Raw genomic sequence first — 22,205 nt, forward strand, 5'->3', positions numbered from 1 at the left:
GGATAAAGGGATTGTGGGGGCAACTTGGTAACAATTATAACAAATCCTCTTCCATAAATGCAACCACTTCTGCTTGCTTTGACGGGTACAAATGGCTATATGTATTTAGGGTTGTTGATACATTTGAATGACCTAGGCGTTGGGCTACTACAAGTGGACTGACGCCTTTGTTAATTAAATAAGATGCATGAGAATGCCTAAATTCATGGAGTAGAATTTTTCTTACATTAGCAGTTGTAAGGAAGCGTTCGTAATTTTCACGAAGTGTTGTTATTGCGATACTGTTGTAAAAGTCTCCGAAAACCACATAATCATTTTTTAGTGGCATGTTTAATGTAACATATTGTTGCAAGTCTTTTAATAAACCCATCACAGGAGTTGGCAACATAATAATTCTATTTGATGATTTAGTTTTGGGTTTTGTAATTTGTCTGTTGAATTCTGTTTTGTTTATATCAATTGTTTTTTTCTCAAAATTAATATCTGCCCAGGTCAAAGCTAATAGTTCTCCTTTTCTTGCACCACTATAATATAGTGTGGAGAAAAACGCTTTATATAGTGGATCTTCCACAACTTTGATGAATTGTTTGAATTCATGGAACTCCCAAAAATTCATGCGTTTATTTGATTCTTTTTCAAAATTACCTGCAATACGTGCCGGATTATTCGGAAGACCATAGAATTTTATCGCAAAATTTAGTATTGCTGAGAGGGTAGTATGAAATTTCTTTAAGGAGTCAGCAGAGTATTTGTTAATAACTTTATTTTGGTAATTCATTACATGCTTAGGTGTAAGGTGATCTATTTTTACCTTTCCGAACTCTGGTACTAAGTGGTTGTAAATAACATTTCGAATAGTGACTATTGAAGATTCCTTCCTCCTTTGACAATACCAATCAAAATAGCTATCAGCTACTTGAGCAAACGTCAAGCTAGAGTTCGTCTCTTTTTCAACTAACATTTTTGCTTCCGCTTCACGTGCGTCTTTTTTCGTTTTAAACCCCCGACGTTTTACTTGCTTTTGAGTACCATCAAACTGACGGACTCTGACAACAAAAAAATATGTGCCTCGTTCCTTATCTTTGTAGACCACCATAGGGAATACCTCCGTATATGAAAAGAGTGATAATTCGATTTATTGGTTAGATTATAACTTGTTTGTTACTAAAAGAAAAGACGCTCAACATAAATTGAGCGCCTTTCTTCGACTTGAACCACTTTAATTTTAATAACATATTACCTACATGAAAATAAAATTGCCGTTTAAAACAGTATAGCATATGTAAATTCGAAAATACTCAAAAAATAAAATTCCCCACTAAGATTAGTGGGGAGATTGGTTAGGGACACCAATCAGGATGATACATAAAGTAAGGATAAAATAATAGTACCATACTAATGGCGTGAAATATATTGAGAAAATTCGACATTTATTTTTTGTAATATTGTAATGCATTTTTTAATTGGTTGGGTGTAATTATTGAAAATCGGCTGGTTTCTACTTTGATTTGAGTAGAATATAATAAAAAATGAACTTCTATTCATTATTTGTGTAAAATATTTGAAATAGAAGTCGAATAATTTCAATATTTTTCTTAGAAGCTATATTGAGAAATATATTTCAAGATGGAATAGAATGTGTGTTTGTGCTAAAATTGGCTTTGGATACAGTATATGGGTTTCTATCAAAAAAATAGACAGAATAGTCATAAAAAACAAAATGAATTCAAACGTAAAAACTCGCAGAGCGTGTGTAAGAGGTGCTCATGACAAAACCTCTCACACCGTTCATCCTAGCTACTTTAGGGCAAACATTTGCATCATACGAGTTCCTCGTCAGTGTAACACACACCTAGTAAATTTAGAATGTGTCCTGAGTTGAGAAAGTTAAATCTGAGGGCTTTTATGTTATACCGGATGGAGGGAAGATTACTTTGAAGTCGCTACATGTTGAAGTTTGCGAATTAATTGACAATAGACCTGAGTTAACATATGCGAGTGTTGCTGAGGCTATTGGAGTAAGCGCGCAGTACATGTCCAAATTTAAGAAAAATGGAACCATTAATTTTGGTGGTCTTTTAAAGTTGGCAAAAGTATTAAGCTTTCCTGATCAGAACTTTAGAATGACTATGAGTAATTTTTGTTTAAAAGTTGATACAACAGAATTAATTAAACAAAGCTTTGAATATGCAGCAATTACTAGGGATATTGCATTGTTAAAAAAGCTGATCGAGAAGTATCGAGATGACCGGGGGAGCATTAAGGAGTATGTAGATGTATATGAAATCTTGTATAAATATATAGTAAATGAGATTGGTGGTAAATCATTAATTAACAGCTTGCAAACACTACGACAACCAACCGATTGTTGTTTGCGGATACTAATGGATATAATGAAATGTTATAATTATTATTTTTCTAAAGATTTTCCTATGATGATTGGACTGGGCAGAGAAGTAGAACAAAGTTTGAAGCATCTAAGTGGTGGCCGGAAAGATTTTATTTTGCATTGTTACTTTCACAGAGTGTATGAGATTTTAGCGCCTGTATACTTACGATTAAATAATCGTGATTTGACAAGAAAGTATGCTGCTGTGTTAAAAGGTTCAAATTTTTGCTCAAAAACTGTTTCTGATGCAACATATTTAATGGGTATGTCTTATTTACTTGAAGATAAACAGAAATGTTTGTCGCTATTAAAAGAAAGCTATGAATTATCAAAAGCTATTGGGGAGAAAATATTAGAAACTGAGGCACTTTATAATTTGAAATTGGTTGAATTATACTATGAATTAGAAAATAATCAGTCAACTAGTAATTTGGACGGAATAGAAAGATTGGCTTCGAGGTTCTATCAAAAAGAAAACGAAGATTTTATTGTATTATTTAAGGCAATGAGAGATAATTCTAATAAAAGTTTGCATAATTGTCTAAAGCAATTCTTTAGTCAAGGCAATTACTTTTTTTCTAGTTTAAGTGCAAGAGAGTTATATAAGCGGGGAGAAGATTCTGCTATAATTGAATGGATGATGGATTATCAATATGAGGTAGGGGGGAAGGATTTTGAAGAAATCAATATTGATAATGTCGTTAATGATGACTTTAATGGTAATGCCGTTTGTTACTAATCAAGGATTCGCAATGAAGGGCATTTATGCACCTTCTTATGTGGATATTAAGCCTGGTGGATAAACTAAAAAAGAGCTACTTAGCAAATTTGCTAAGTAGCTCTTTTTTAGTTTGTCAATGTTTTTTGCGAAAAAAATTAAAATCGATTTTTGGCTAATCTTGAGACGTGTATAAGGATTAGTAATAAAATTATAGAAAAGGGGCTAATTTACAGTAGGTGTCGAGATAATCGTTTATAGAGGAGATTAGATAATATGAATAAAGTAAACGGGGAAAAAATTCAACAGGAATGGAAAAACGTAGAAGAAAAAATTAAAGCGATGTTAGTACTGGAACAAATTTTTAGTGAGGATGAAGAGTTTATACATATGGTCAATAAAATTAAAACCATGATTAATACTCAATAATCATGGTTTATTTTTCGTGTATTTTAAGTAAGTCATCAATTAAATTTATAATCGTTTGTTTTGTTTCGGATGGCATATTATCAAGACGCTTCATAAGTTGGGCAGTTTCAGAATTAATCTTTTCAGTTTGAAAAGAAGGCTCGGTTTGTAATCCTAATAAATAATCTATCGATACACCTAATACGGTAGCTATTTTATAGGTATTTTCTCTCGAAGGGCTTTTTCTATTAGTTTCGTATAAGGATATTGCAGAACGATTAACATGTAAAGCGTCTGCTAACTCTTGTTGTGAGATATTTTTTTTAGTACGAATCGCTTTGATACGGTCTCCTAATGTTACCATTACTAACACCCTCCGGTTAACTGAATTAAACATTTCTATGATTATAATAACTAAAATAAGTAAATGAAGCAATGCTTTTTTAGTAAAACCATTTAAGTACATAAAAAAGGTTTGCAGAAGAAAGTATTTTGTTATATGATGTTAACAGAAGTAACTCGGGAGGATGAAGATGAAAAAATTTGATGGTAAGAAGCTTTATTTATTAAGGAAAAATAAAGGTTTTTCACAGAGAGAATTAGGAGAGTTATTAGATTGTAGTCATTCTTTAGTTAATCTGATGGAAAATGGTAAATTGCAACCCACAACTGCGAAGTTATTGGGGATTTCAAGTATCTTTAAGGTTTCTATAGATGAGTTGTTTATTGATTTTTTTTAATTTTATAGTTAACAGAGGTAACTGTAAAACTGTAGAATCTAGAAATTATTTTTAAAAGGAGCGATCTCCATGCATAAAAACCTATACATCGCTAGAAAAGAGCAACGCATGACACAAGAGAAAGCAGCAAATTTGATTCACATTGCGCCAAGAACATATTTTGCTAAGGAACACGGTAAAAGTGACTTTACCCTAAAAGAAGCTCAAAAACTAGCAAAATATTTCAAAACAACAGTGGACGAGCTGTTTGAGAAATAGAGGGAGGGAAAACAAGTGAAAAATGGTAAACGACCAACGAAGCGAGAGAAGATACATATTAACTCGTATAAGTTAAATCCAGAAAATTGGTTGATCTATAAGAAAGCGGATGGACAACTACATTTGATTTATCGTCATACGAATCGGGTACGAGTCATTCCAAGTGCGTAGAGTGTGTGAAAAAGAAAAAGGACTCTAGCGGAATGCTAGAGCCATCAACATGGAATGTGAGTACTATACACGAATGTATTATAGCATGATTTTTCTGAACCTATATAGATAAATAATATGTAATTATGCATAAACCATAAGAAAAAAGCCCTATAAAGGGCTTTCTGATACCATCTAATGGGTATTAATGAGAATATGGTATCTATGCAAATAAAATATGGATGGAATGGATATCCAAGTATTTTATTGATTTTAAAATATCATGAATCAATCTTAAAAAATACTGGTAAATGTGTCCAAATGAGTGCTATTGCATGTAAAGAAGAGGAGAAACCAACATGACCAAATCAGTTCTAACAAAAGACTTACAAAAGAAACAAATACTCGATGAATTCTTAAACCATTGCGAACAAAAACAAGTAGAAGCACTCAAAAAGAATGATCCCTATCAGTTTTGCATCTGGATCAAAGAAGCCCGATTAGCCCGAAAGGAATTGGCAGCACTGTATTGTGCGAAAGAGAAGTATGATGAGGAACGTGCACGTATTCAAGGGATTGTAATGCGTTTGAGAAGTGTAGGTGTGAATGCGGATGTTGTGGAGAGGGTGCATGGTATTACATTTTTTGAGGAATGCGTTTAAATATGAAAAAGCCCTATAAAATAGGACTTTTTCTGTACCTAGCCATCATATTTGATGTAAATGAACATTCATCTTAATTAGTATATCATATGTAAACGGATTCGTCAGCATGTAAAATTTATAACCAGACAAAAAGACCTGAAATCAGGTCTTTCTATCCGCGATACTAGTATAGAGCAAGATACCAAACTGAAAACACAAGCTACTCGAAAGCTCTTATAGTATAACAAATCATGTACATAAAAGACAAGTAGATAAGTTACGGGATGGCATGTTGTGAAAGGATTGAGAACAGGAGATGAGTGAACAAATCTTTGAGTTGGAAACTTTTGCGAGGAATGGTTTTACAGTACATCACGCGTATGTAGATCTCACAGGGGATTTAATAGCGGGGATTTTGTTGGGACAAATTGTGTATTGGTATCTGCCGAATGAGCAGGGGAAGAGTAAATTGAAAGTGAAAAAGAATGGTGCATTTTGGCTGGCGAAAAGCCGTGAAGATTGGGGGAGTGAGATTCGCATTACACCGAAACAATATGATCGAGCGATTAAAATTTTAATAGAAAAAGGGTTTGTAAATGTGCAAACATTTAAGTTTAATGGGGCACCTACACATCATATTCAACTCAACATTCCTGAAATAAACCAAAGGGTAAAATCCATTTTGACCTTTGGGAAAATTCCAAATGCCTCTTTGGATGAAATGGAACTTACCGAAAGGGGAAATTCTTTAACAAAGATTACTACAGAGATTACTACAGGAAAAGACACTATCCCCTACGAAGAGATTATTTTGTATTTGAATGAAAAAGCCAATAAATCATTTAAACATCAAACCCCTAAAAACAGAACGTTAATTAAAGCGAGATGGCAAGAAGGATTTATCTTATCGGATTTTCAGAAAGTTATTGATCAAAAAACAGTGCAGTGGTTAACAGATGCACGTATGAAACAGTATATACGACCAGAAACGTTATTTGGAACGAAATTTGAAAGTTATCTAAACGAAGAACCAGTGAATCATTCAGACGGATCAAATGGGGGAGGAACGAATCATGCAATCGCTCGGAAAGACAATCGCTTCATCGAAGCATACGACTTTTAAAGAAGGGGTCCAACAGTATATGGTGTCAGCGAATCGATGTCAAAATATATTTGTAGTTGGACAACATCAGATCAAAGATGTTTGTAACAAACGGATGTTGAAGGATATTGCAACGAAAGAAGAATTTTGCCCACATTGTAGAGGTGTGGAGCAGGAAGACCAACGGTTAGCGCAAGAAACGGTACACATCAAACAGAAACAGGAAATTGTAAGTTTGTATGATTCGTTTGCGGATCATAGTTTAATTAATGAAAAATTGAAAAAAGCAACGTTCGAAAATTACATACCACCGAACAAATCGTTATCAGGTGCCAAACAAGACTTGAAATATTTTGTAGACTCGTTTGCGCAAACAGAACCAACAAGTCGTATTCTGACAGGTGGGTATGGAATCGGCAAAAGTCACCTTTGTGTAGCGGCTGCAAAAGAACGCATGAAGAGAGGGCACAGCGCACTGTTTATTCAGATGAACATGCTGTTTACAAAGATTAAAGAAACATGGAATAAAAATAGCGACATGACAGAAGGAAAGCTGATGTCACTCCTTGCAAAGGTTGATGTATTGATTTTGGATGACTTTGGAGCGGAATTTACAGAGAAAGACAGAGAGGGCGTAACGTGGAAACAAACGAAGACAAATGAAATCGTGGACAGCCGTGTCGGAAAAAGTACATTATTTACTACGAATTTTACGATAAAAGAACTAGGGGCAATGTATGGAGAACGAGATTTTAGCAGGATGATGGAAAATGCAGAGGTGCTACACATGCAGGGTGAAAATTATAGATTGCGAAATTTCAAAAAAACGATATAGGAGGAGATAATCAATGGGAAAGCGTATGACAGAGTTACAGTTAGAAAATTATACGATGGCCGCGCAGAATCGAAAATATAGGAAGAGTGAACGCCGCAAACTCTATATTGCATTAGAAGAACTGGACATGTTTTGGGATGAAGATGATGTATGGCGAGTACAAGAGGCATGGAACAACAATGAGAGTGTATTTGCAATTGGTCAGAGGATAGAACGAGATCCAGATGAAGTGGCTTTACTTCTTATGGATTTAGCAAGAAAAGGAAGGATTGAAAAAAGAGTCATAGGGTTAGGCGCATGAGACAACTCACATTTGAAGATGTGGTAGGTAGTTTGGGTTATACAGCAGAACGGTTTGTATCGCAGTGTGTAGCGAAACGAACATATGCAGTAGAGTTTTTTGATCGAGATGAAAAACAAAGGTTGTTCTGGTTTGAAGCAAAATCTGAGGCGGGAGCGGAAGAACAAGCCAAGGATACGTTCGGAAAGATTCAAGTCATCAAAGTGTATGTGTCCAAGCTGACGTTACAAGAAATTATGGAGTTAGATTAAGGGTTCCTTCCAGAAAATGTAGGGGAGAGATGCTGAATATGAAGAGAGAAATCAATGTAACGATAAATGGCGTATATATTGTGACGGATGGAGCGACCACATGGGTGAAACCGCCAGAAAGTGGGTATGGGCAACAAGTTGTATATTGGGTAAATGGAAAGGTGACACATACACAAACAACAGCAACTGTTAAATTTCAGTCATAAAATTTGAATTTTGTAGAAAAGGAGAATTGAGAAATGCCGCAAATGCAAACATTTTCACATAACATGTTCGGGAATGTAGAGATTTTTATCAAGGGTGGAAAAGAGTACTTTCCAGCAATCGATGTTGCGAAAGTTTTAGGGTACTCCAATCCTCATGATGCTTTAAGTAAACATTGTAAAAAAGATGGGGTCGCGTTTTGCGAGGTCATCGATTCACTCGGAAGAATACAAGAGAAGAAATTCATAAACGAGGGGAATTTATATAGATTACTCGTAAAATCCAAACTTCCACAAGCAGAACAATTTGAAAAATGGGTATTTGATGAAGTGCTGCCAAGTATTCGAAAACATGGGGCTTACATGACACCACCTACTATTAACGCATTATTACAAGATCCAGACTTGTTGATTAGCCTTGCTTCACAATTGAAAGACGAACAACTCGCTAGGCAAGTGGCAGAACAAAAAAATCTCATGTTAACGCAGCAAGTCGCAGAAAATGCATCCAAGATTACCTACCTCGATCAAATTCTTCAATCAAAAGATACGGTAACCGTTTCGCAAATTGCAGCTGATTATGGATTGTCTGCCGTTCGATTAAATAAAATCTTAAAGGATGAAAAAGTACAGTATAAAGTAAACAAGCAATGGCTACTATATGTGAAACATCAAAATAAAGGCTATACAAAATCACAAACGGTTGACGTAACGCATTCTGACGGTAGTCGGTCTATAAAAATGAATACGCGCTGGACACAAAAGGGTAGATTGTTTATTCATGACATGCTAACGAAACGAGGAATTATTCCGGAAATGGATAAGAAAGCGGTTTACATGATATAGGGTGTGTGCAGATTGGGAAGGGGAACGAAAGAAAAGAGCAGCTAGCAAAAAGCTAACTACTCTAATCATGGAATGTGGTTCAAAAATGGGTTATCTATAGCATGAACAGAATATTGATTTGTATTCAGAGTGAGGCAATGAAGTTGTTCCAACCTGGTCTTGGTTTACAACAAACACCATTAAAGGTATTGACAATGAAGGCTGCATGAGATGCACCAGAATCATGATAACCTTTTCTATTTTCTTTGGGAAAAACGTTATAAAAATTACCCGAATGAAATGAACCATTGCTTGTTTGAAAGACTACATTTCCAAAGATAGAGGGCATGTTGTTCACCTGCTTTTGAAGAATAAGTTAGTTTTGTATATGAGGAATGAGTCTAGAGGTCCTGATTAAATAATTTTTATAAAATAATTCGTTTGTAAGTAGGAACGGATGGGTGCCATGCGCAATTCAATTATTTTTAAATGTAATGGGTATTAAATGAATTAAAACATCCGAACATGGATAGTAAGGGTGTTGAAAGAGAAGGAGTGAAGGGTTTGGCTAAGATGAAGAAAAAGAAATTAAAAAAGGCAATCGCTCGTCGTACAAAGGCTATGCAAAAAGAAGAAAAAGACAGACTAGAGAAAGCTTGGAGAAATCTTTTTATATAGCTGAGCATGATGAAATACATATAGTCCGGCTAGAAAACTGGAGGACACCGATTTTTAGAACAGCAATCAAACTGTTTTAGGAAAGGGTGCCCTTTTTCTTATTTTGTAAGGGAGATGGAAAGAATGAAAGCGCGAAGGGATCTATTACGTGAATGGGAAAAACAAATAAAAAAGAAAAAATCAAAAGAGAATTTTAGCACTCGTGAAATTGAGGATTTAATGGGGGTGCATGGACCACGTTATGAGCGTAGACGTGGAGCGTTAAGACAAAAGTAATAAAGAAGAAAAAGGAGTGGTCTGGAATGACGGAGCAATTATCTTTTTTACCAAAAATAGATCGAGCAGCAACACAAGAGAATGTAGAGGGAATTTTGGAAAGTGTACGTATATATAAGCAATTTGGAATGATACGTAAGGAAATGAAAGTCACGCCTTCTTATAAAGTGAGAGAGCATGGTCCTACACATACAGTTGGCAAACCGTTAGAGGATGTAGCAATCGCTAATATCCAACAAAGCAAACGTGAAGAATGGTTAGAGAAAATGGCATTTCGAGTGGAACAAGCATTGAGTCGATTCGGAAACAGTACAGCTGGAAAAAATCAGCGGGACATTATAGTGAAACGATATTTAGAAGACGAAGATGTATGCGATTATATGGTGTATAACGAAATTGGCATGAGTGAACGTACGTATCGACGTGTGAAAGCGAGAGCGTTTTATAAACTGTCTTTTGCTCTTAGATTAGAAGTTTATGAAACTGAAAAAACTGGAGGGAATGAATCATGAATTTTGTCCAGCCCATACGTGATCCAGAGCAAATCCAACAAATCAAAGAATATTTAAAAGAAAAGAATGAACGAAACTATATGTTGTTTGTTATAGGGATTAATACAGGGCTACGCATAAGCGATATTTTGAAATTGAAAGTGGGAGATGTACAAGGGAGTCATATTTCCATGCGTGAAATAAAGACGGGGAAGCAAAAACGGATTCAAATCACATCGTCTTTAAAAAGAGAGTTGAAATGGTTCAATGAAGGAAGAGAAGAGGCGGAATATGTACTACAGAGTAGAAAAGGAAAGAATCGACCAATTGGTCGTAGTATGGCATATAAAATATTAAAACGTACTGCGGCAGAGTTTGGATTGGATGAAATCGGTACCCATACATTACGCAAAACCTATGGATATCATATGTACTTGCAAACGAAGAATATTGCTTTATTGATGGAGATATTCAATCATTCATCAGAGAAAGTCACGCTACGGTATATAGGAGTCAATCAAGATGCAATGGATAAAGCAATGAGCAGATTTAAAATCTAATCATTGTTTTTTCTTTTGTGTTTTTTAGTAATGAACCATAACTTTCGGACTGTCGCATTGGAAAATGAAAGTTTGATAACATCATAGATAACAAGGGTTCTAAGGTTGCAGTGAATGACACACAATATAAGATATGGGTAATTGAAACACATAAACTTGTCCTCTTGCGTATACAAGTTATATATAATAAAAGAGAGGTGAAGCGAATGGCGTGTGAAGAACTGTTACAAGCATTGGTTCAATTTCAAATGCAACAGAGAGGAAACCCTAACACATTAAGATTAAACCCAGATTATTATAGAATGATACTTGAGCAACTGGCATATCCAGAATGGCTAATTCAAAAGAAAATCATGAATTTGGAACAAACATTTTTAGGAGCTTCAGTAGAATTAACAAATGAAATTAAAACGTTTGAAATAAGTGGATAAATAGTGGCAGAGTCGTGACCACTTTTTGGCAGGAAAAGTGTCGGTTGTTTTGGAAGAAACGTGTTATATTTGTATGGTGGGAAGTGGCGGAAAACACACCTCATACAAATTTTTATTATTTTGTCTAGACGATCCATAGTGATGGTACGTAAAATCCGAAACCAGCTTTCGATGGTACAAGATTGAATGTAGCCGTTGAAAAGAAAGAGCATCCTTTGAGATGCTTTTTTGCTTTTATGTAGCAAAGAGTATGTTTCATACCCTTTGCAAGTGTTCTTTAGTTAAGAACCGTACCAATTACGGTGGCTTTCAATTAAAGCATCGTGTGAAGCATCCCAATAATTCACAGAGTAAGCGTAGTCATAGTTCATCATACATTTAATACCACTACCAGAAGCATCATGTGATAATCCGTAATTGTGAGACCATTCATGCTGAATCGCATATGGAGTAGAGGTTGTCCCTTGATCAAGCACAACGCTAATACCGCTTTGGGGCGCTGAAGAATAGACATAAGCAATGCCACCAGCTGTAAATTTACTATCCCTAGTAAATCCAATGACAAAGTCATATTGTGTATTATTTTTCCATTCAGCATTTAAATCAGCTAAAATGGCACTACTATTTGCACCGTCAGATTTCCAATTCGCGTAGCCTTTTACAATAAAGTTAATGTTATGCTCTGCCCAAAAGCTATTATCTGCTTTTTCTACCATTTGTGCAGTAATTGTTTTCCAGTCAGGATGAGCAGCACGGTATTCTTCATCAGCTGCAATTAAAATTGTAACCGTACGAGTTGGAGCTAAAGCATGAAGCAGAAAATTAGAAATCTCGATGTCTGAGGATGAGAAGGGATTTAGAGGAGTTGTGATTTTTGCGGGATTAACCTTTGGCAAAGGCTCACCTATAACTGGTAGTTTGCTAGATATGGAGTGTTGATGTGTATCCACTTCTTGTGCATGTGTAGGAATAGAAGTGAAAGGTAGTAATAAGAGTGTGCTACATGCTAAAGCTGTAAACATTCGTTTAAAATTCAAATTTTTGTCCTCCTAATGAAATGATATTATTCTAAAGCATCATATGAAAATTTAATAATGTTAGTGATAGGACAAATACCTTATATTAAAAGAATTCTTAAAATGTGGAGGAGGCGGAGGAACATTTTATTTTTCAAAAGAAAGAACAGAATAAGGAAGTGAAGCAAGAGCCTGTAAAAAGAAATAAAGATTGTACAACAAATAATATGTGGTTTCATCATACAATGACATCAAATGTAACGTATGGAAGCTATGACAGTGACAGCCATTCATCTTCTTATACTTCGCATTCTTCGTATGATTTAGGAAGTATTAGCCGAAGGGCTACTTTAATTTTGAAAAAATAATTATTAATTTTATTAAATATTTGTTTAATTTTGTTAATGAAACAGATGTTTCATCTTTATTATATTAGGAATTTTTTTGTATTACCAGACTTGTTTAATTGTTTAATAAGATATAAGTTTATTAAGGTATAAAAATTTGTATCTTATTAGGAGGATTTTATGAACATTTTATCTAAAAAATTTTTAAGTGGGTTAATTGTAGGTGCTATGAGTATATCTATAATGACACCTTCAATTCATGCTGAAAGTAAAAATGCACAAAAAGAAGCGAACTCGACAGCTTTAATGATTGAAAAAAACACAGGGGTTGATGATATTTTAAATGATTTTAAAATAGATTCTAAAGAGAAAAAAGTTATTAAGAATGAATTAAGTACAGTGGAAATTCCGACTACATTAAACTCAAACCCTATTACTATTAAGGATAGAGCGGAATCTTTACATATTTCTCTTCCAGACTTAAATTCGAGTGAAGTTATTCAAACAAATAATGGGACTCTTGTTTATCAAGATGAAAAGCAACCAGCTGATTTAGCTGTACAAACGACTAAAGATGGTGTTCGATCATTAATTAAAATTAAAAATCAAACTGCACCAAAAGAATACGAGTTTGTTATTGATATCCCAAATGGTGGTAAACTAGTTACAGCTGCGGAATATTTAGGCGAAGAATATGATACAGGTGAAGTATTTATAGTTGATGGAGAAAATATAATTCAAAGTGTTTTTATGCCTGCTTGGGCGAAAGATACAAATGGAAAATCAGTTTCTACACAGTATAAAGTCGATGGAAATAAATTGATTCAAGTGGTTGATTTTGATGAGAACACTGCATTCCCAGTGATTGCTGATCCTGATTGGATTAAAATAGGTAAATGTTCTGGTGCTTTAGCCGCTTTTGTAGGTGGGAATTTAATTGCTGTTTCTAAATTGCTTAAAATTAAAAAATATATTAATGCATTAGGTGGTTTTGGAGAAGCTGCAAAACTTCTTGTGCAAGCATCTACTTGGGAAGAAAGAATGCGTGTAGGTGGACAAGCTCTTGTAGGATTAGCTGGAGAATTAACTGGTGCTACAGGTGTTTGGGCTGCATGTAAGTAGGGCTTTATAATGGAATTGATACTTATTGGAATTAATGTTTTATTTGGGATATGTATTTTGATATCTGGATTAGTATACTTTAAAAATACAATTACAACTTATAAAGATGATATTGAAATTAAAAATAGTAGTAAAGATTTTAATTTTAATATTGTAGTAGATATTATTTTTATTTGTATTTTTATAGTTATGCCAACATGGATTACTAATTCAAAAGTTGATTTTTTAGTAGATGTAATAATACCTAGTTTTATTATTGTAGGTGGAATAGAAGGGATAAAATATCTCTTTCGAAATAAGTATGCTAATCTACTAAGCATGAGTTATTTTAAATATTTAATCCTTATAATTTTAGGTATTTTAAATGGATTAATTATTTAATTAAGAAAGACAAACTTGATATATATCAAGTTTGTCTTTTTATTTTTAAAAGTGAATTGATAAAGAGTAGGAATACTATAACATAATGAATTGCATACGATAATTTTAAATATGTCCTTTGATAACGATAAAATGAAAGGATGAATCTGAATGATAGTAGAGACAAGAAAGACAATAGTAGGTACAGAATACTGGGATACAGCTGAAAAGCGAAGCTCATTTGTGCCAACTGGTGAAGAACCAGGATTTGAAGTAACAGTTAATCCTGAGAGTATAATCGCTGATAAAGGATTTACAACAGGAGGCTATTTGACTAAAGATAAGTTGGTAATTGGTGAAGCAGGTACAGAGCTTATCTTACATAACAAGGCAATAAAGGAGTTATGTGAGTATGCTGATGAGCTAGGTATTGAGATTCCAGATGATGTTAAAAAGAAAAAAGACATCATTGACTTACTATCATGAAATACTGTGACTTCAATGGCTGCCATCACAAGATAAGCAAAGGACGCTATTGTGAAGAGCATAAGCGTAACAAGCCGAGGAAGAAGAAGGATAAGAAGAACATCTACCATCATGAGAACAAACCATTCTATCGTACGGATGCATGGAAACTTGTCAGGTCTCAAGTTTACGAAAGAGAGAATGGCTGCTGTCAACGATGTGGAAGGTTCGTCTTTGGTAGGCGTGCTCATGTTCATCACGTAATACCAATCAAAGAAGATCCAACTCTTAAATTAGAAGAGAATAACCTAAGATTACTTTGTCCAGTTTGTCATACAATCGAAGAAAATGAAGATAAACCAAAAAAAGTTTTCCCGAGTTATTTCGGAAGCCCCCCTATCAAAAGTTAAAAATTCCTCTCTGGGGAGGATAGGTAGCTTGGGGGGCATATCAATAGTTGCACCATTTTTAAAAAATGAAGGGGGGTGTGAAAATGGCTCGAATGTCAAAGAAGAAAAAGTTGGAAATGTTAGATGTTGCAAGGGATGAAGAACGAAATCGAATCATAAAATTATTGACTGAAGATGACAATTTCACACCTTCCTTAGAACCATTAATTGATAATTATTTAGATGCTTTTATCATTTATAAAACGATGTTTGAAGAATGGAAAGCCGATGGTTTTGCTCCTACAAAAACGCATAAAAACAAGGCTGGTGCAGTAAATGAAATGAAACATCCGCTCGCTCAACAAGTTGAAACTTGGAATGATAAGAAGAATAAAATGTTAGAAGCTCTAGGAATGACGAATAAGGGGAAAAGTGTACAAAAGACACCTAAAAATGCAGGGAATATTCAATCTAATGAGCCTAAAGACGAATTAGCAGCTCATCGGAATAAATGGCGGAAAACCCAATGATTATTACACTAGGCGTTAACTATGCTGATAAGTATGCGAATAACGTCATGCGTAATAAAAAGAAGTACCCGAAGTCGATCGTTCTTGCTGTAGAACGTTATAAGAAGTGGAAAAATCGTAAAGATATTTGGTTTGATGTAGATCGAGCGAATGAAATGTTAGACTTCGTTCAATCGTTTATCCGTCATGTTAAAGGACCACTTGCAGGTCAATTGATGGAATTAGAGCTTTGGGAAATGTTTGTTTTTGCGAATATGTATGGTTGGTATCATAAAAACGAAAAAGGAAAAACAGTCCGTGTTATTCGTGAATCATATGTTCAAGTACCAAAGAAGAACGGAAAAACAATTATCGCAGCAGGTGCATTGCTCTATGCTATGTATGGAGAACTTGAACTTGGAGCGGATTGTTATTGTGCGGCATCAGATTATGAACAAGCGCAAAATGCAGCTGAACCAATTGCACAAGCGATAGAAAACTCCGAACCTCTGGCACGGCATACACAAATTTATAAAGGTGTGAATGGAACAGTTAGTGGTGCTATGTATCGATATAGCATCAATGGAATTGCATATCAAAATAAATTCAAAGTATTAACGAAAAACACGAAGGGTCTTGAAGGAAAGAACCCTTATTTTGTGTTAAATGACGAGCTTCATGCACAGGAAAATATGGACATGTATGATAACTTGAAGTCAGCGCAGATTTCTCGTGAACAACCAATAATGCTTAATATTTCAACAGCTGGTAAGGGGGCGTCATCTGTTGGTATGCGTGTTTATAAATATGCGAAACTTGTTCTTGAAAGTGATGATGATGATTCCTTATTTGTTGCAATCTGGGAACCTAATAAAAATTATGATTGGGAAAATCGTAAAGTTTGGGAAATGGTTAACCCGAATATTGGTGTTTCCGTTACGATGGAACAACTTGAGATTGAATTCAAAAAAGCGAAGCAGTCCGCACATTCAAAAGCTGAGTTCCTTTCAAAACACTTAAATGTTTTCGTAAATGGTGCGGATAATTATTTTGAACATGATCAAGTACAACATGTTCTTGTTGAAAATTTGGGTGATCTTACAGGCGAAATTTGTTATTTAGGATTGGACTTATCGAAAACAACAGATTTAACATGCGTAAGTTTAAATTTCCCTTCACATGATGAGGAAGGAAGGTCAATTATAAAAGTAAAACAGATGTATTTCCTTCCTAATGAGAATATTGATTTTAAAGAAAAAGAGGATAATGTTCCATACACAGATATGGTTGAACGTGGTTTTGCTACTTTTTGTGATGGGAAGATGATTGACCAAGATCAAGTTATGGAATATATCGTGGAATGCATGAATTTATACGATGTGCAACAAATAAACTATGACCCAGCGATGTCTCAAAAGTTAATAGAGAAGCTCGAAAATCTCGGTTTAGAATGTATTGCAGTAAATCAGTATCCGAACGTTATGAATGCAATGCTCGATGATTCAGAGATACTAATTTATGAAAAGCGTTTAATTACCGACAATCCTTTGTTTGTTTATTGCGCTCTTAACGTTGTAGTTGTGACAAATATCAATGGAATGAAAGCACCGAGTAAAAGGCAGTCCAAAAAGAAGATTGATGGATTTGTTGCTTTTTTAGTTGCTCATAAAGAAACGATGATGGTTATGGATAGCATAACAGAGGAAGGTATGGATGAATTGATTGGTGATATTTATCGATAGAGAGGCGGTGAAAAATTGGGTTTAAGGGATGGGTTTTCAAATTACTTATTTAAAAAGGCTGAAAAGCGTGGTTATCTTGATGATGTTTTAGGAAAGAGTATTCGTTATGGTGGTGTGTATGTAACAGATTCAAACATCTTACAATCTAGCGATGTTTACGAGTTGTTACAAGACATCAGTAATCAAATGGTATTGGCTGATATCGTTGTGGAAGATGGATTTGGGAATGAAATCAAGGATGATATTGCCCTTCAAATCTTAAGGAATCCCAACAACTATCTAACACAATCAGAATTCATTAAATTAATGACGAATACTTATTTACTCGAGGGAGAAACGTTCCCTGTATTAAATGGTGCTCAAATACATGTAGCTTCCAATGTTTTTACAGAGTTAGATGATAATTTAGTAGAGCATTTTAATATTGGTGGTCACGAAATTCCTCCGTTTATGATTCGTCATGTGAAAAATATTGGCGCAGATCATTTAAGAGGAAAAGGCCTTCTTGATTTGGGAAGAGATACACTTGAGGGCGTTATGTCAGCTGAGAAAACTTTAACTGACAAATATAAAAAGGGTGGACTATTAGCATTCTTGTTACATTTAGATGCCCATATCAATCCACAGAATGGAGCGCAGTCAAAATTAATCAATGCAATTTTAGATCAACTGGAATCAATCGATGAAGCAAGGTCTGTAAAAATGATTCCTCTTGGAAAAGGGTATGCAATAGACACACTTAAAAGCCCGTTAGACGACGAAAAGACCCTAGCATACTTAAATGTATATAAAAAAGATTTAGGTAAGTATTTAGGCATAAATGTGGATACATACACAGAGCTAATCAAAGAAGATATTGAGAAAGCAATGATGTATATCCATAACAAGGCAGTTAGACCAATAATGAAAAATTTTGAAGACCATTTGAGTCTTCTTTTTTATGGTCAAAATTCGGGGAAACGAATTAAGTTTAAGATCAATATTCTTGATTTTGTTACTTATAGCAACAAGACAAATATCGGTTATAACCTTGTGCGTACAGCTATTACTTCACCTGATAATGTTGCCGATATGCTTGGATTTCCTAAACAAAATACAAAGGAATCACAATCTATTTATATTTCAAATGATATAACTGAAATCGGTAAGAAAAAAGAAACGGATAGTTCATTGGGGGGAGGTGACGAAACGTGAAGGGAGATACAATTCATGTTAGTTGTGGAGACATGGATATTAGAATTCATAAGAAAAGTCCTACCATGTTCGATGTGGTAGTTGGAAATTGTAGGACTGGAAATGGTATTTTGATGTGTTCAGTAGAACAAGAGAAGCCTCCCTATTTGTTTTATAAAATTGTTAATCTACGGGTTTATTCAAAAGAGAAATTAGCCATTGGTTCTCCGAGTATATTGCTTCAATTTTTAGAAAGGAAAGGATGTGAAAACGATGAAAATTGAGGTCCGAGGGAATCAAGTCATACTTGATGGTTATGTAAATGTTGTGGATAGAGAAAGTCGGATGTTGCCTTCTCCGAGGGGGTATTTTAAAGAAAGAATTGTCCCTAAGGCGTTTGAAAAAGCGTTAGAGAAAGCGAAGAATGTGGACTTGCTTTTTAACCACAATAAAACTAGAAAGCTTGGCTCTATTGAAAACGGAAATCTGGAGTTGTATGAAGACACTATTGGTTTAAGAGCCATCGCTACAGTTACAGATGAACAAGTGATTCAAAAGGCCAAGAATAAAGAATTACGTGGTTGGTCATTTGGTTTTGTTTCTGAAAAAGATTCATGGGAAGAAGGCGAATCTGGTGTTCAAAAACGATCTATTGAAGAATTAGAACTCTTAGAAGTTTCTATTTTAGATATGACACCAGCCTATGTTGCGACTTCCATTGAAACCAGGGGCGAAAATACAGCCATGATTGAAATGAGAATTGAAGAAGCTGCTGTAAAAACGGTTGTGGAAGAGGATACAGAAGAAAGAAATAACATTATTAAACAAATAAAAAAAGTCCTGGGGGAAAAGTAACATGAACTTAAAAGAAATCTTAAAAGCATCTCAAGCACGAAATAAAGCTCGATTAGCAGAATTGCAAGGGAAAGTAGAGAAAGGTGAAGTTCGTTCAGAAGAATTAGCAGCGGTCAAGGCTGAAGTAGAAGCATTAACAGAAGAAGCGAAAACTCTTGCTGATGAAATTGCGAAATTAGAAGAGGAAGAAAAAGAAGAAGATCTAGACAAAAAGAAGGATGAGGACCCAGAGAAAAAAGAAGATCCAGCAGCAAAAGAAAATCCGGATGCAAAAACTGACCTGTCAGAAGAGCAACGTTCTGAAATCATGGCAGCTATTGGCACAGGTCTTTCTACTAAAGGTCATAGATCTACTAAAAACAAAGAAACGGAAACTCGTTCAGCTTTCGCTAATTATATTGTTGGTAATATTGATGAGAGAGAAGCACGTTCATTAGGGTTAGTTACTGGTAATGGTTCTGTTACGATTCCAGATTTCTTAAGTAAAGAAATTATTACGTATGCACAAGAAGAAAACTTCTTACGCCGATTAGGAACAGGAGTAAAAACAAAAGAAAATATTAAGTATCCTGTTTTAGTTAGAAAGGCAGAAGCACAAGGTCATAAAAATGAGCGAACAAATAATGAAATTCCAGAAACAGATATCGAGTTTGATGAAATCGAATTATCACCAACGGAATTTGATGCACTTGCAACTGTAACGAAAAAGTTATTAGCGCGTACAGGTTTACCAATTGAACAAATTGTCATGGACGAGCTGAAAAAAGCTTATGTTCGTAAGGAAACGCAATATATGGTGAATGGTGATGAAGCGAATAACATCAATGATGGTGCATTAGCAAAGAAAGCTGTTGAATTTAAAACGGATGAAAAGAATCTTTATGATGCATTAGTGAAAATGAAAAATACACCTGTGAAAGAAGTACGTAAAAAAGCACGATGGGTATTAAATACAGCAGCATTAACAAAAATTGAAACAATGAAAACAGATGACGGTTTCCCATTACTTCGTCCGTTTAATCAAGCGGAAGGTGGAATTGGTTATACATTATTAGGCTTCCCTGTTGAGGAAGAAGATGCAATTGACATTCCTGATTCACCAGATACACCAGTATTCTATTTCGGTGACTTTTCTAAATTCTACATTCAAGATGTCATTGGGTCACTCGAAGTCCAAAAATTAGTGGAGTTATTCTCACGTACAAACCGTGTCGGTTTCCGTATTTGGAACTTACTTGATGCACAACTCATTCATTCCCCATTTGAAGTGCCAGTTTATAAATATATCTTGCAGGATGGGACGCAGACGAAACCCTGATGAACCGCTTCCAATTGGAGAAGCGGTGATTGGGAAGAGTTTGATACTTTCATAGGAGGGATGCCAGGATGGGAAAAACAAAAGAAGCAGTCAAAGCATTATTTGTGACGGGATATAAGCCAACGCAACAAGATTTTGCAGATTTAATTGATGTAGCAGGGGGGCAAGGGTCCAAAGGCGATAAAGGGGACAAGGGAGAAACAGGGGCAGCTGGTGTGAAAGGCGTTGACGGAAAAACTGGAACAAACGGCGCCAATGGTGTGGGTGTGAAATCTATTTCTGTAACGGTTGATACTGCTGGGAAAATTACAGGTGGAACATGGATTGGCACAGACGATAAAACAAATCCCATTACGATAAATAGCTAGTATGGGTACTTCATATGAATAATCTAATCGATACATTAAAAGCGCATATTCATTGGGAACAGGGCATGGATGATTCTATGCTCTCTTTTTATATACAACAAGGTCAGCGATATGTAAAAAAAGCATGTGGAAAAGAAGTTGAATACCTGGTCATTATGTGCGCAGGTATTTTTTATGAATATCGTGTGGCAGAAAAAGAATTAGAACAAGCACTGGATGCGCTGACACCGTTCTTTATTCAGGAGGTGTATGATGCCGAAGAGACAGAGCAATAAACTCAAATGGATAGGAGAACTACTGAAATTGGGAGAAACGATCGATCCAGAAACGGATCGAGTTGTGATGGGATATCCATTCGAACGGAACATGCGGTATAACAATATTGGTGTTACAGCAACTGATAAATTTACAACGAAAGATACGAATGAAATTGTAAAGAAAATTGAAGTCCGTATTGATCGTGATATTGAAAATAACCAAAAGGATTATCGTGTAAAAGTTGGTGGCCGTATTTATGATATTGAGCGTATTTATGTGCGTGAAGAAGACCGATTGATGGAGGTGTCATTGTCCTATGCAAATTAATTTTGAGCAATTACGAACGCTTATGAAGCAATCGGGCCTTCCTGTATATCGTGATGAAGCTCCTACAACGGCGAAGTATCCTTATATTGTGTATGAGTTTGTGAATGAACAACAGAAAAGAGCTTCTAATAAGGTTCTAAAAGATATGCCACTTTATCAAATTGCAGTTATTACAAACGGAACTGAAAAAGATTACGCTCCGTTAAAGGATGTTTTTAACGAAGCAGGCGTGTCTTATTCTCAGTTTGATGGAATGGGTTATGACGAGAATGATGACACTATCACGCAGTTTATAACGTATGTGAGGTGTATCCAGTGATGGCTTCAAATAACAATGGCTTTGCTGAAGCTTTAGAAGATATTAATACGCTATTACGAGTGAATAAAAAGGTCGAACTGGATGTATTAGATGAAGCAGCGAAGTATTTTGCTAGTAAATTAAAACCAAAAATCAAAGCATCCAGTAAAAATAAGCGAACACATTTAAGAGATAGCTTAAAGGTTGTTGTGAAAGATGATCGTGTATCTGTGGAATTTAAAGATGAAGCTTGGTATTGGTACTTAGTTGAACATGGTCATAAAAAAGCAAATGGTAAGGGCCGTGTGAAAGGGAAACATTTTGTTCAGAATACCTTTGATGCAGAAGGTGACAAAATTGCTGATATTATGGCACAAAAAATAATAGATAGAATGTGA

37 protein-coding genes are annotated in these 22,205 nt (G+C 35.1%); 33 read left to right on the plus strand and 4 right to left on the minus strand.

The features are described 5' to 3' along the window. Nucleotides 1–34: 34 nt before the first annotated feature. Nucleotides 35–1,096, minus strand: a complete 1,062-nt coding sequence (locus tag MHI28_RS20505) for a site-specific integrase (RefSeq protein ID WP_087986584.1) — start codon at nt 1,094–1,096, stop codon at nt 35–37. An 838-nt stretch (nt 1,097–1,934) separates the two neighbouring features. Here MHI28_RS20505 and MHI28_RS20510 point away from each other — a divergent pair. Both MHI28_RS20510 and MHI28_RS20515 read left to right on the plus strand, forming a co-directional pair. Beyond that, nucleotides 1,935–3,128, plus strand: coding sequence for an AimR family lysis-lysogeny pheromone receptor (locus tag MHI28_RS20510; RefSeq protein ID WP_127064189.1), 1,194 nt, complete (start codon nt 1,935–1,937; stop codon nt 3,126–3,128). Between the two features lie 255 nt (nt 3,129–3,383). Then, nucleotides 3,384–3,536 (plus strand): hypothetical protein, encoded by a 153-nt coding sequence (locus MHI28_RS20515; protein ID WP_164727819.1) that lies wholly within the window; start codon nt 3,384–3,386, stop codon nt 3,534–3,536. A gap of 7 nt (nt 3,537–3,543) precedes the next feature. On the opposite strand, the gene MHI28_RS20520 is transcribed toward MHI28_RS20515, so the two are convergent. Continuing rightward, the gene (locus MHI28_RS20520; RefSeq protein WP_065485279.1) at nt 3,544–3,879 is read right to left on the minus strand and encodes a helix-turn-helix domain-containing protein; all 336 of its coding nucleotides are present in this window, start codon (nt 3,877–3,879) and stop codon (nt 3,544–3,546) included. Between the two features lie 169 nt (nt 3,880–4,048). Between MHI28_RS20520 and MHI28_RS20525 the strand changes: the two genes are divergently transcribed. The 10 genes from MHI28_RS20525 to MHI28_RS20570 all read left to right on the plus strand — a co-directional run bounded on the left by MHI28_RS20525 (nt 4,049) and on the right by MHI28_RS20570 (nt 8,845). After that, a complete protein-coding gene (locus tag MHI28_RS20525; RefSeq protein WP_065485760.1) occupies nt 4,049–4,255 on the plus strand; it encodes a helix-turn-helix domain-containing protein in 207 nt (68 codons plus the stop codon). A gap of 69 nt (nt 4,256–4,324) precedes the next feature. Then, complete coding sequence (locus MHI28_RS20530) at nt 4,325–4,513, plus strand: helix-turn-helix transcriptional regulator (protein ID WP_023523419.1); 189 nt, start codon at nt 4,325–4,327, stop codon at nt 4,511–4,513. A gap of 15 nt (nt 4,514–4,528) precedes the next feature. After that, nucleotides 4,529–4,684, plus strand: a complete 156-nt coding sequence (locus MHI28_RS20535; RefSeq protein ID WP_164727818.1) for a DUF6906 family protein — start codon at nt 4,529–4,531, stop codon at nt 4,682–4,684. Between the two features lie 338 nt (nt 4,685–5,022). Further along, entirely contained in the window at nt 5,023–5,325 is a 303-nt protein-coding gene (locus tag MHI28_RS20540; RefSeq protein ID WP_087986586.1) for a hypothetical protein, read from the plus strand. 298 nt (nt 5,326–5,623) lie between these two features. After that, nucleotides 5,624–6,430, plus strand: a complete 807-nt coding sequence (locus MHI28_RS20545; RefSeq protein WP_127064188.1) for a conserved phage C-terminal domain-containing protein — start codon at nt 5,624–5,626, stop codon at nt 6,428–6,430. Next, nucleotides 6,381–7,244 carry an ATP-binding protein gene (locus tag MHI28_RS20550; RefSeq protein WP_340828257.1) on the plus strand — a complete coding sequence of 288 codons (864 nt, stop codon included), beginning with the start codon at nt 6,381–6,383 and terminating at the stop codon, nt 7,242–7,244. Before MHI28_RS20545 ends, MHI28_RS20550 begins: the two co-directional genes overlap by 50 nt. 13 nt (nt 7,245–7,257) lie before the next feature. Continuing rightward, a complete protein-coding gene (locus MHI28_RS20555) occupies nt 7,258–7,545 on the plus strand; it encodes a helix-turn-helix domain containing protein (protein WP_098856248.1) in 288 nt (95 codons plus the stop codon). After that, on the plus strand, nt 7,542–7,796 hold the full coding sequence (locus tag MHI28_RS20560) for a hypothetical protein (RefSeq protein WP_098147286.1): 255 nt from the start codon (nt 7,542–7,544) through the stop codon (nt 7,794–7,796). Before MHI28_RS20555 ends, MHI28_RS20560 begins: the two co-directional genes overlap by 4 nt. A 38-nt stretch (nt 7,797–7,834) precedes the next feature. Further along, nucleotides 7,835–8,002: a DUF3954 domain-containing protein gene (locus tag MHI28_RS20565; RefSeq protein ID WP_127064186.1), complete on the plus strand. Its 168-nt coding sequence runs from the start codon at nt 7,835–7,837 to the stop codon at nt 8,000–8,002. Nucleotides 8,003–8,035: 33 nt separating this feature from the next. Continuing rightward, nucleotides 8,036–8,845, plus strand: coding sequence for a phage antirepressor KilAC domain-containing protein (locus MHI28_RS20570; protein WP_127064185.1), 810 nt, complete (start codon nt 8,036–8,038; stop codon nt 8,843–8,845). Between the two features lie 124 nt (nt 8,846–8,969). Here MHI28_RS20570 and MHI28_RS20575 read toward each other — a convergent pair whose 3' ends face one another. Beyond that, the gene (locus MHI28_RS20575; RefSeq protein WP_127064184.1) at nt 8,970–9,173 is read right to left on the minus strand and encodes a spore germination protein; all 204 of its coding nucleotides are present in this window, start codon (nt 9,171–9,173) and stop codon (nt 8,970–8,972) included. Nucleotides 9,174–9,388: 215 nt separating this feature from the next. On the opposite strand from MHI28_RS20575, the gene MHI28_RS20580 reads away from it, so the two are divergent. The 5 genes from MHI28_RS20580 (at nt 9,389) to MHI28_RS20600 (ending at nt 11,260) form a co-directional block, all read left to right on the plus strand. Next, on the plus strand, nt 9,389–9,502 hold the full coding sequence (locus MHI28_RS20580) for a DUF3983 domain-containing protein (RefSeq protein ID WP_127064183.1): 114 nt from the start codon (nt 9,389–9,391) through the stop codon (nt 9,500–9,502). 123 nt (nt 9,503–9,625) lie between these two features. Beyond that, nucleotides 9,626–9,778, plus strand: coding sequence for a hypothetical protein (locus MHI28_RS20585; protein ID WP_078188177.1), 153 nt, complete (start codon nt 9,626–9,628; stop codon nt 9,776–9,778). 26 nt (nt 9,779–9,804) lie between these two features. Then, nucleotides 9,805–10,290, plus strand: coding sequence for an ArpU family phage packaging/lysis transcriptional regulator (locus MHI28_RS20590; protein WP_087986595.1), 486 nt, complete (start codon nt 9,805–9,807; stop codon nt 10,288–10,290). After that, nucleotides 10,287–10,829, plus strand: a complete 543-nt coding sequence (locus MHI28_RS20595; protein ID WP_098147294.1) for a site-specific integrase — start codon at nt 10,287–10,289, stop codon at nt 10,827–10,829. Before MHI28_RS20590 ends, MHI28_RS20595 begins: the two co-directional genes overlap by 4 nt. A 206-nt stretch (nt 10,830–11,035) precedes the next feature. Continuing rightward, nucleotides 11,036–11,260 (plus strand): hypothetical protein, encoded by a 225-nt coding sequence (locus MHI28_RS20600; RefSeq protein WP_069354806.1) that lies wholly within the window; start codon nt 11,036–11,038, stop codon nt 11,258–11,260. A gap of 281 nt (nt 11,261–11,541) precedes the next feature. Here MHI28_RS20600 and MHI28_RS20605 read toward each other — a convergent pair whose 3' ends face one another. Next, nucleotides 11,542–12,297: a zinc-dependent metalloprotease gene (locus MHI28_RS20605; protein WP_127064182.1), complete on the minus strand. Its 756-nt coding sequence runs from the start codon at nt 12,295–12,297 to the stop codon at nt 11,542–11,544. Between the two features lie 104 nt (nt 12,298–12,401). On the opposite strand from MHI28_RS20605, the gene MHI28_RS20610 reads away from it, so the two are divergent. From MHI28_RS20610 to MHI28_RS20685, 16 genes are all read left to right on the plus strand, one after another. Next, a complete protein-coding gene (locus MHI28_RS20610) occupies nt 12,402–12,644 on the plus strand; it encodes a hypothetical protein (RefSeq protein WP_206704873.1) in 243 nt (80 codons plus the stop codon). 159 nt (nt 12,645–12,803) lie between these two features. Continuing rightward, on the plus strand, nt 12,804–13,745 hold the full coding sequence (locus MHI28_RS20615; RefSeq protein WP_197228658.1) for a hypothetical protein: 942 nt from the start codon (nt 12,804–12,806) through the stop codon (nt 13,743–13,745). A gap of 9 nt (nt 13,746–13,754) precedes the next feature. Next, nucleotides 13,755–14,126, plus strand: a complete 372-nt coding sequence (locus MHI28_RS20620) for a hypothetical protein (protein ID WP_069354809.1) — start codon at nt 13,755–13,757, stop codon at nt 14,124–14,126. 150 nt (nt 14,127–14,276) lie between these two features. Continuing rightward, nucleotides 14,277–14,591, plus strand: a complete 315-nt coding sequence (locus tag MHI28_RS20625; RefSeq protein ID WP_197228660.1) for a hypothetical protein — start codon at nt 14,277–14,279, stop codon at nt 14,589–14,591. Further along, a complete protein-coding gene (locus MHI28_RS20630; RefSeq protein WP_197228662.1) occupies nt 14,588–14,980 on the plus strand; it encodes an HNH endonuclease in 393 nt (130 codons plus the stop codon). Before MHI28_RS20625 ends, MHI28_RS20630 begins: the two co-directional genes overlap by 4 nt. Before the next feature lie 83 nt (nt 14,981–15,063). Then, nucleotides 15,064–15,489, plus strand: coding sequence for a P27 family phage terminase small subunit (locus tag MHI28_RS20635; protein ID WP_000113448.1), 426 nt, complete (start codon nt 15,064–15,066; stop codon nt 15,487–15,489). Continuing rightward, the gene (locus tag MHI28_RS20640) at nt 15,486–17,210 is read left to right on the plus strand and encodes a terminase TerL endonuclease subunit (protein WP_197228664.1); all 1,725 of its coding nucleotides are present in this window, start codon (nt 15,486–15,488) and stop codon (nt 17,208–17,210) included. Before MHI28_RS20635 ends, MHI28_RS20640 begins: the two co-directional genes overlap by 4 nt. A gap of 15 nt (nt 17,211–17,225) precedes the next feature. Further along, nucleotides 17,226–18,404 (plus strand): phage portal protein, encoded by a 1,179-nt coding sequence (locus tag MHI28_RS20645; protein WP_340828261.1) that lies wholly within the window; start codon nt 17,226–17,228, stop codon nt 18,402–18,404. Beyond that, nucleotides 18,401–18,667, plus strand: coding sequence for a hypothetical protein (locus tag MHI28_RS20650; protein WP_100909768.1), 267 nt, complete (start codon nt 18,401–18,403; stop codon nt 18,665–18,667). The genes MHI28_RS20645 and MHI28_RS20650 overlap by 4 nt, the downstream gene beginning before the upstream one ends. Then, complete coding sequence (locus tag MHI28_RS20655; protein ID WP_197228928.1) at nt 18,657–19,238, plus strand: HK97 family phage prohead protease; 582 nt, start codon at nt 18,657–18,659, stop codon at nt 19,236–19,238. Before MHI28_RS20650 ends, MHI28_RS20655 begins: the two co-directional genes overlap by 11 nt. A gap of 1 nt (nt 19,239) precedes the next feature. Further along, the gene (locus MHI28_RS20660) at nt 19,240–20,556 is read left to right on the plus strand and encodes a phage major capsid protein (RefSeq protein WP_100909770.1); all 1,317 of its coding nucleotides are present in this window, start codon (nt 19,240–19,242) and stop codon (nt 20,554–20,556) included. A gap of 68 nt (nt 20,557–20,624) precedes the next feature. After that, entirely contained in the window at nt 20,625–20,924 is a 300-nt protein-coding gene (locus MHI28_RS20665; protein WP_100909771.1) for a collagen-like protein, read from the plus strand. Between the two features lie 14 nt (nt 20,925–20,938). Further along, nucleotides 20,939–21,199: a head-tail connector protein gene (locus MHI28_RS20670; RefSeq protein WP_065485727.1), complete on the plus strand. Its 261-nt coding sequence runs from the start codon at nt 20,939–20,941 to the stop codon at nt 21,197–21,199. Further along, the gene (locus MHI28_RS20675) at nt 21,177–21,509 is read left to right on the plus strand and encodes a hypothetical protein (protein ID WP_065485725.1); all 333 of its coding nucleotides are present in this window, start codon (nt 21,177–21,179) and stop codon (nt 21,507–21,509) included. The genes MHI28_RS20670 and MHI28_RS20675 overlap by 23 nt, the downstream gene beginning before the upstream one ends. Next, entirely contained in the window at nt 21,499–21,828 is a 330-nt protein-coding gene (locus MHI28_RS20680; RefSeq protein WP_197228924.1) for a hypothetical protein, read from the plus strand. Before MHI28_RS20675 ends, MHI28_RS20680 begins: the two co-directional genes overlap by 11 nt. Beyond that, on the plus strand, nt 21,828–22,205 hold the full coding sequence (locus tag MHI28_RS20685) for an HK97-gp10 family putative phage morphogenesis protein (RefSeq protein ID WP_000157916.1): 378 nt from the start codon (nt 21,828–21,830) through the stop codon (nt 22,203–22,205). Before MHI28_RS20680 ends, MHI28_RS20685 begins: the two co-directional genes overlap by 1 nt.

The organism is Bacillus sp. FSL K6-0268 (assembly GCF_038005425.1).
Lineage (GTDB): Bacteria > Bacillota > Bacilli > Bacillales > Bacillaceae_G > Bacillus_A > Bacillus_A thuringiensis_S.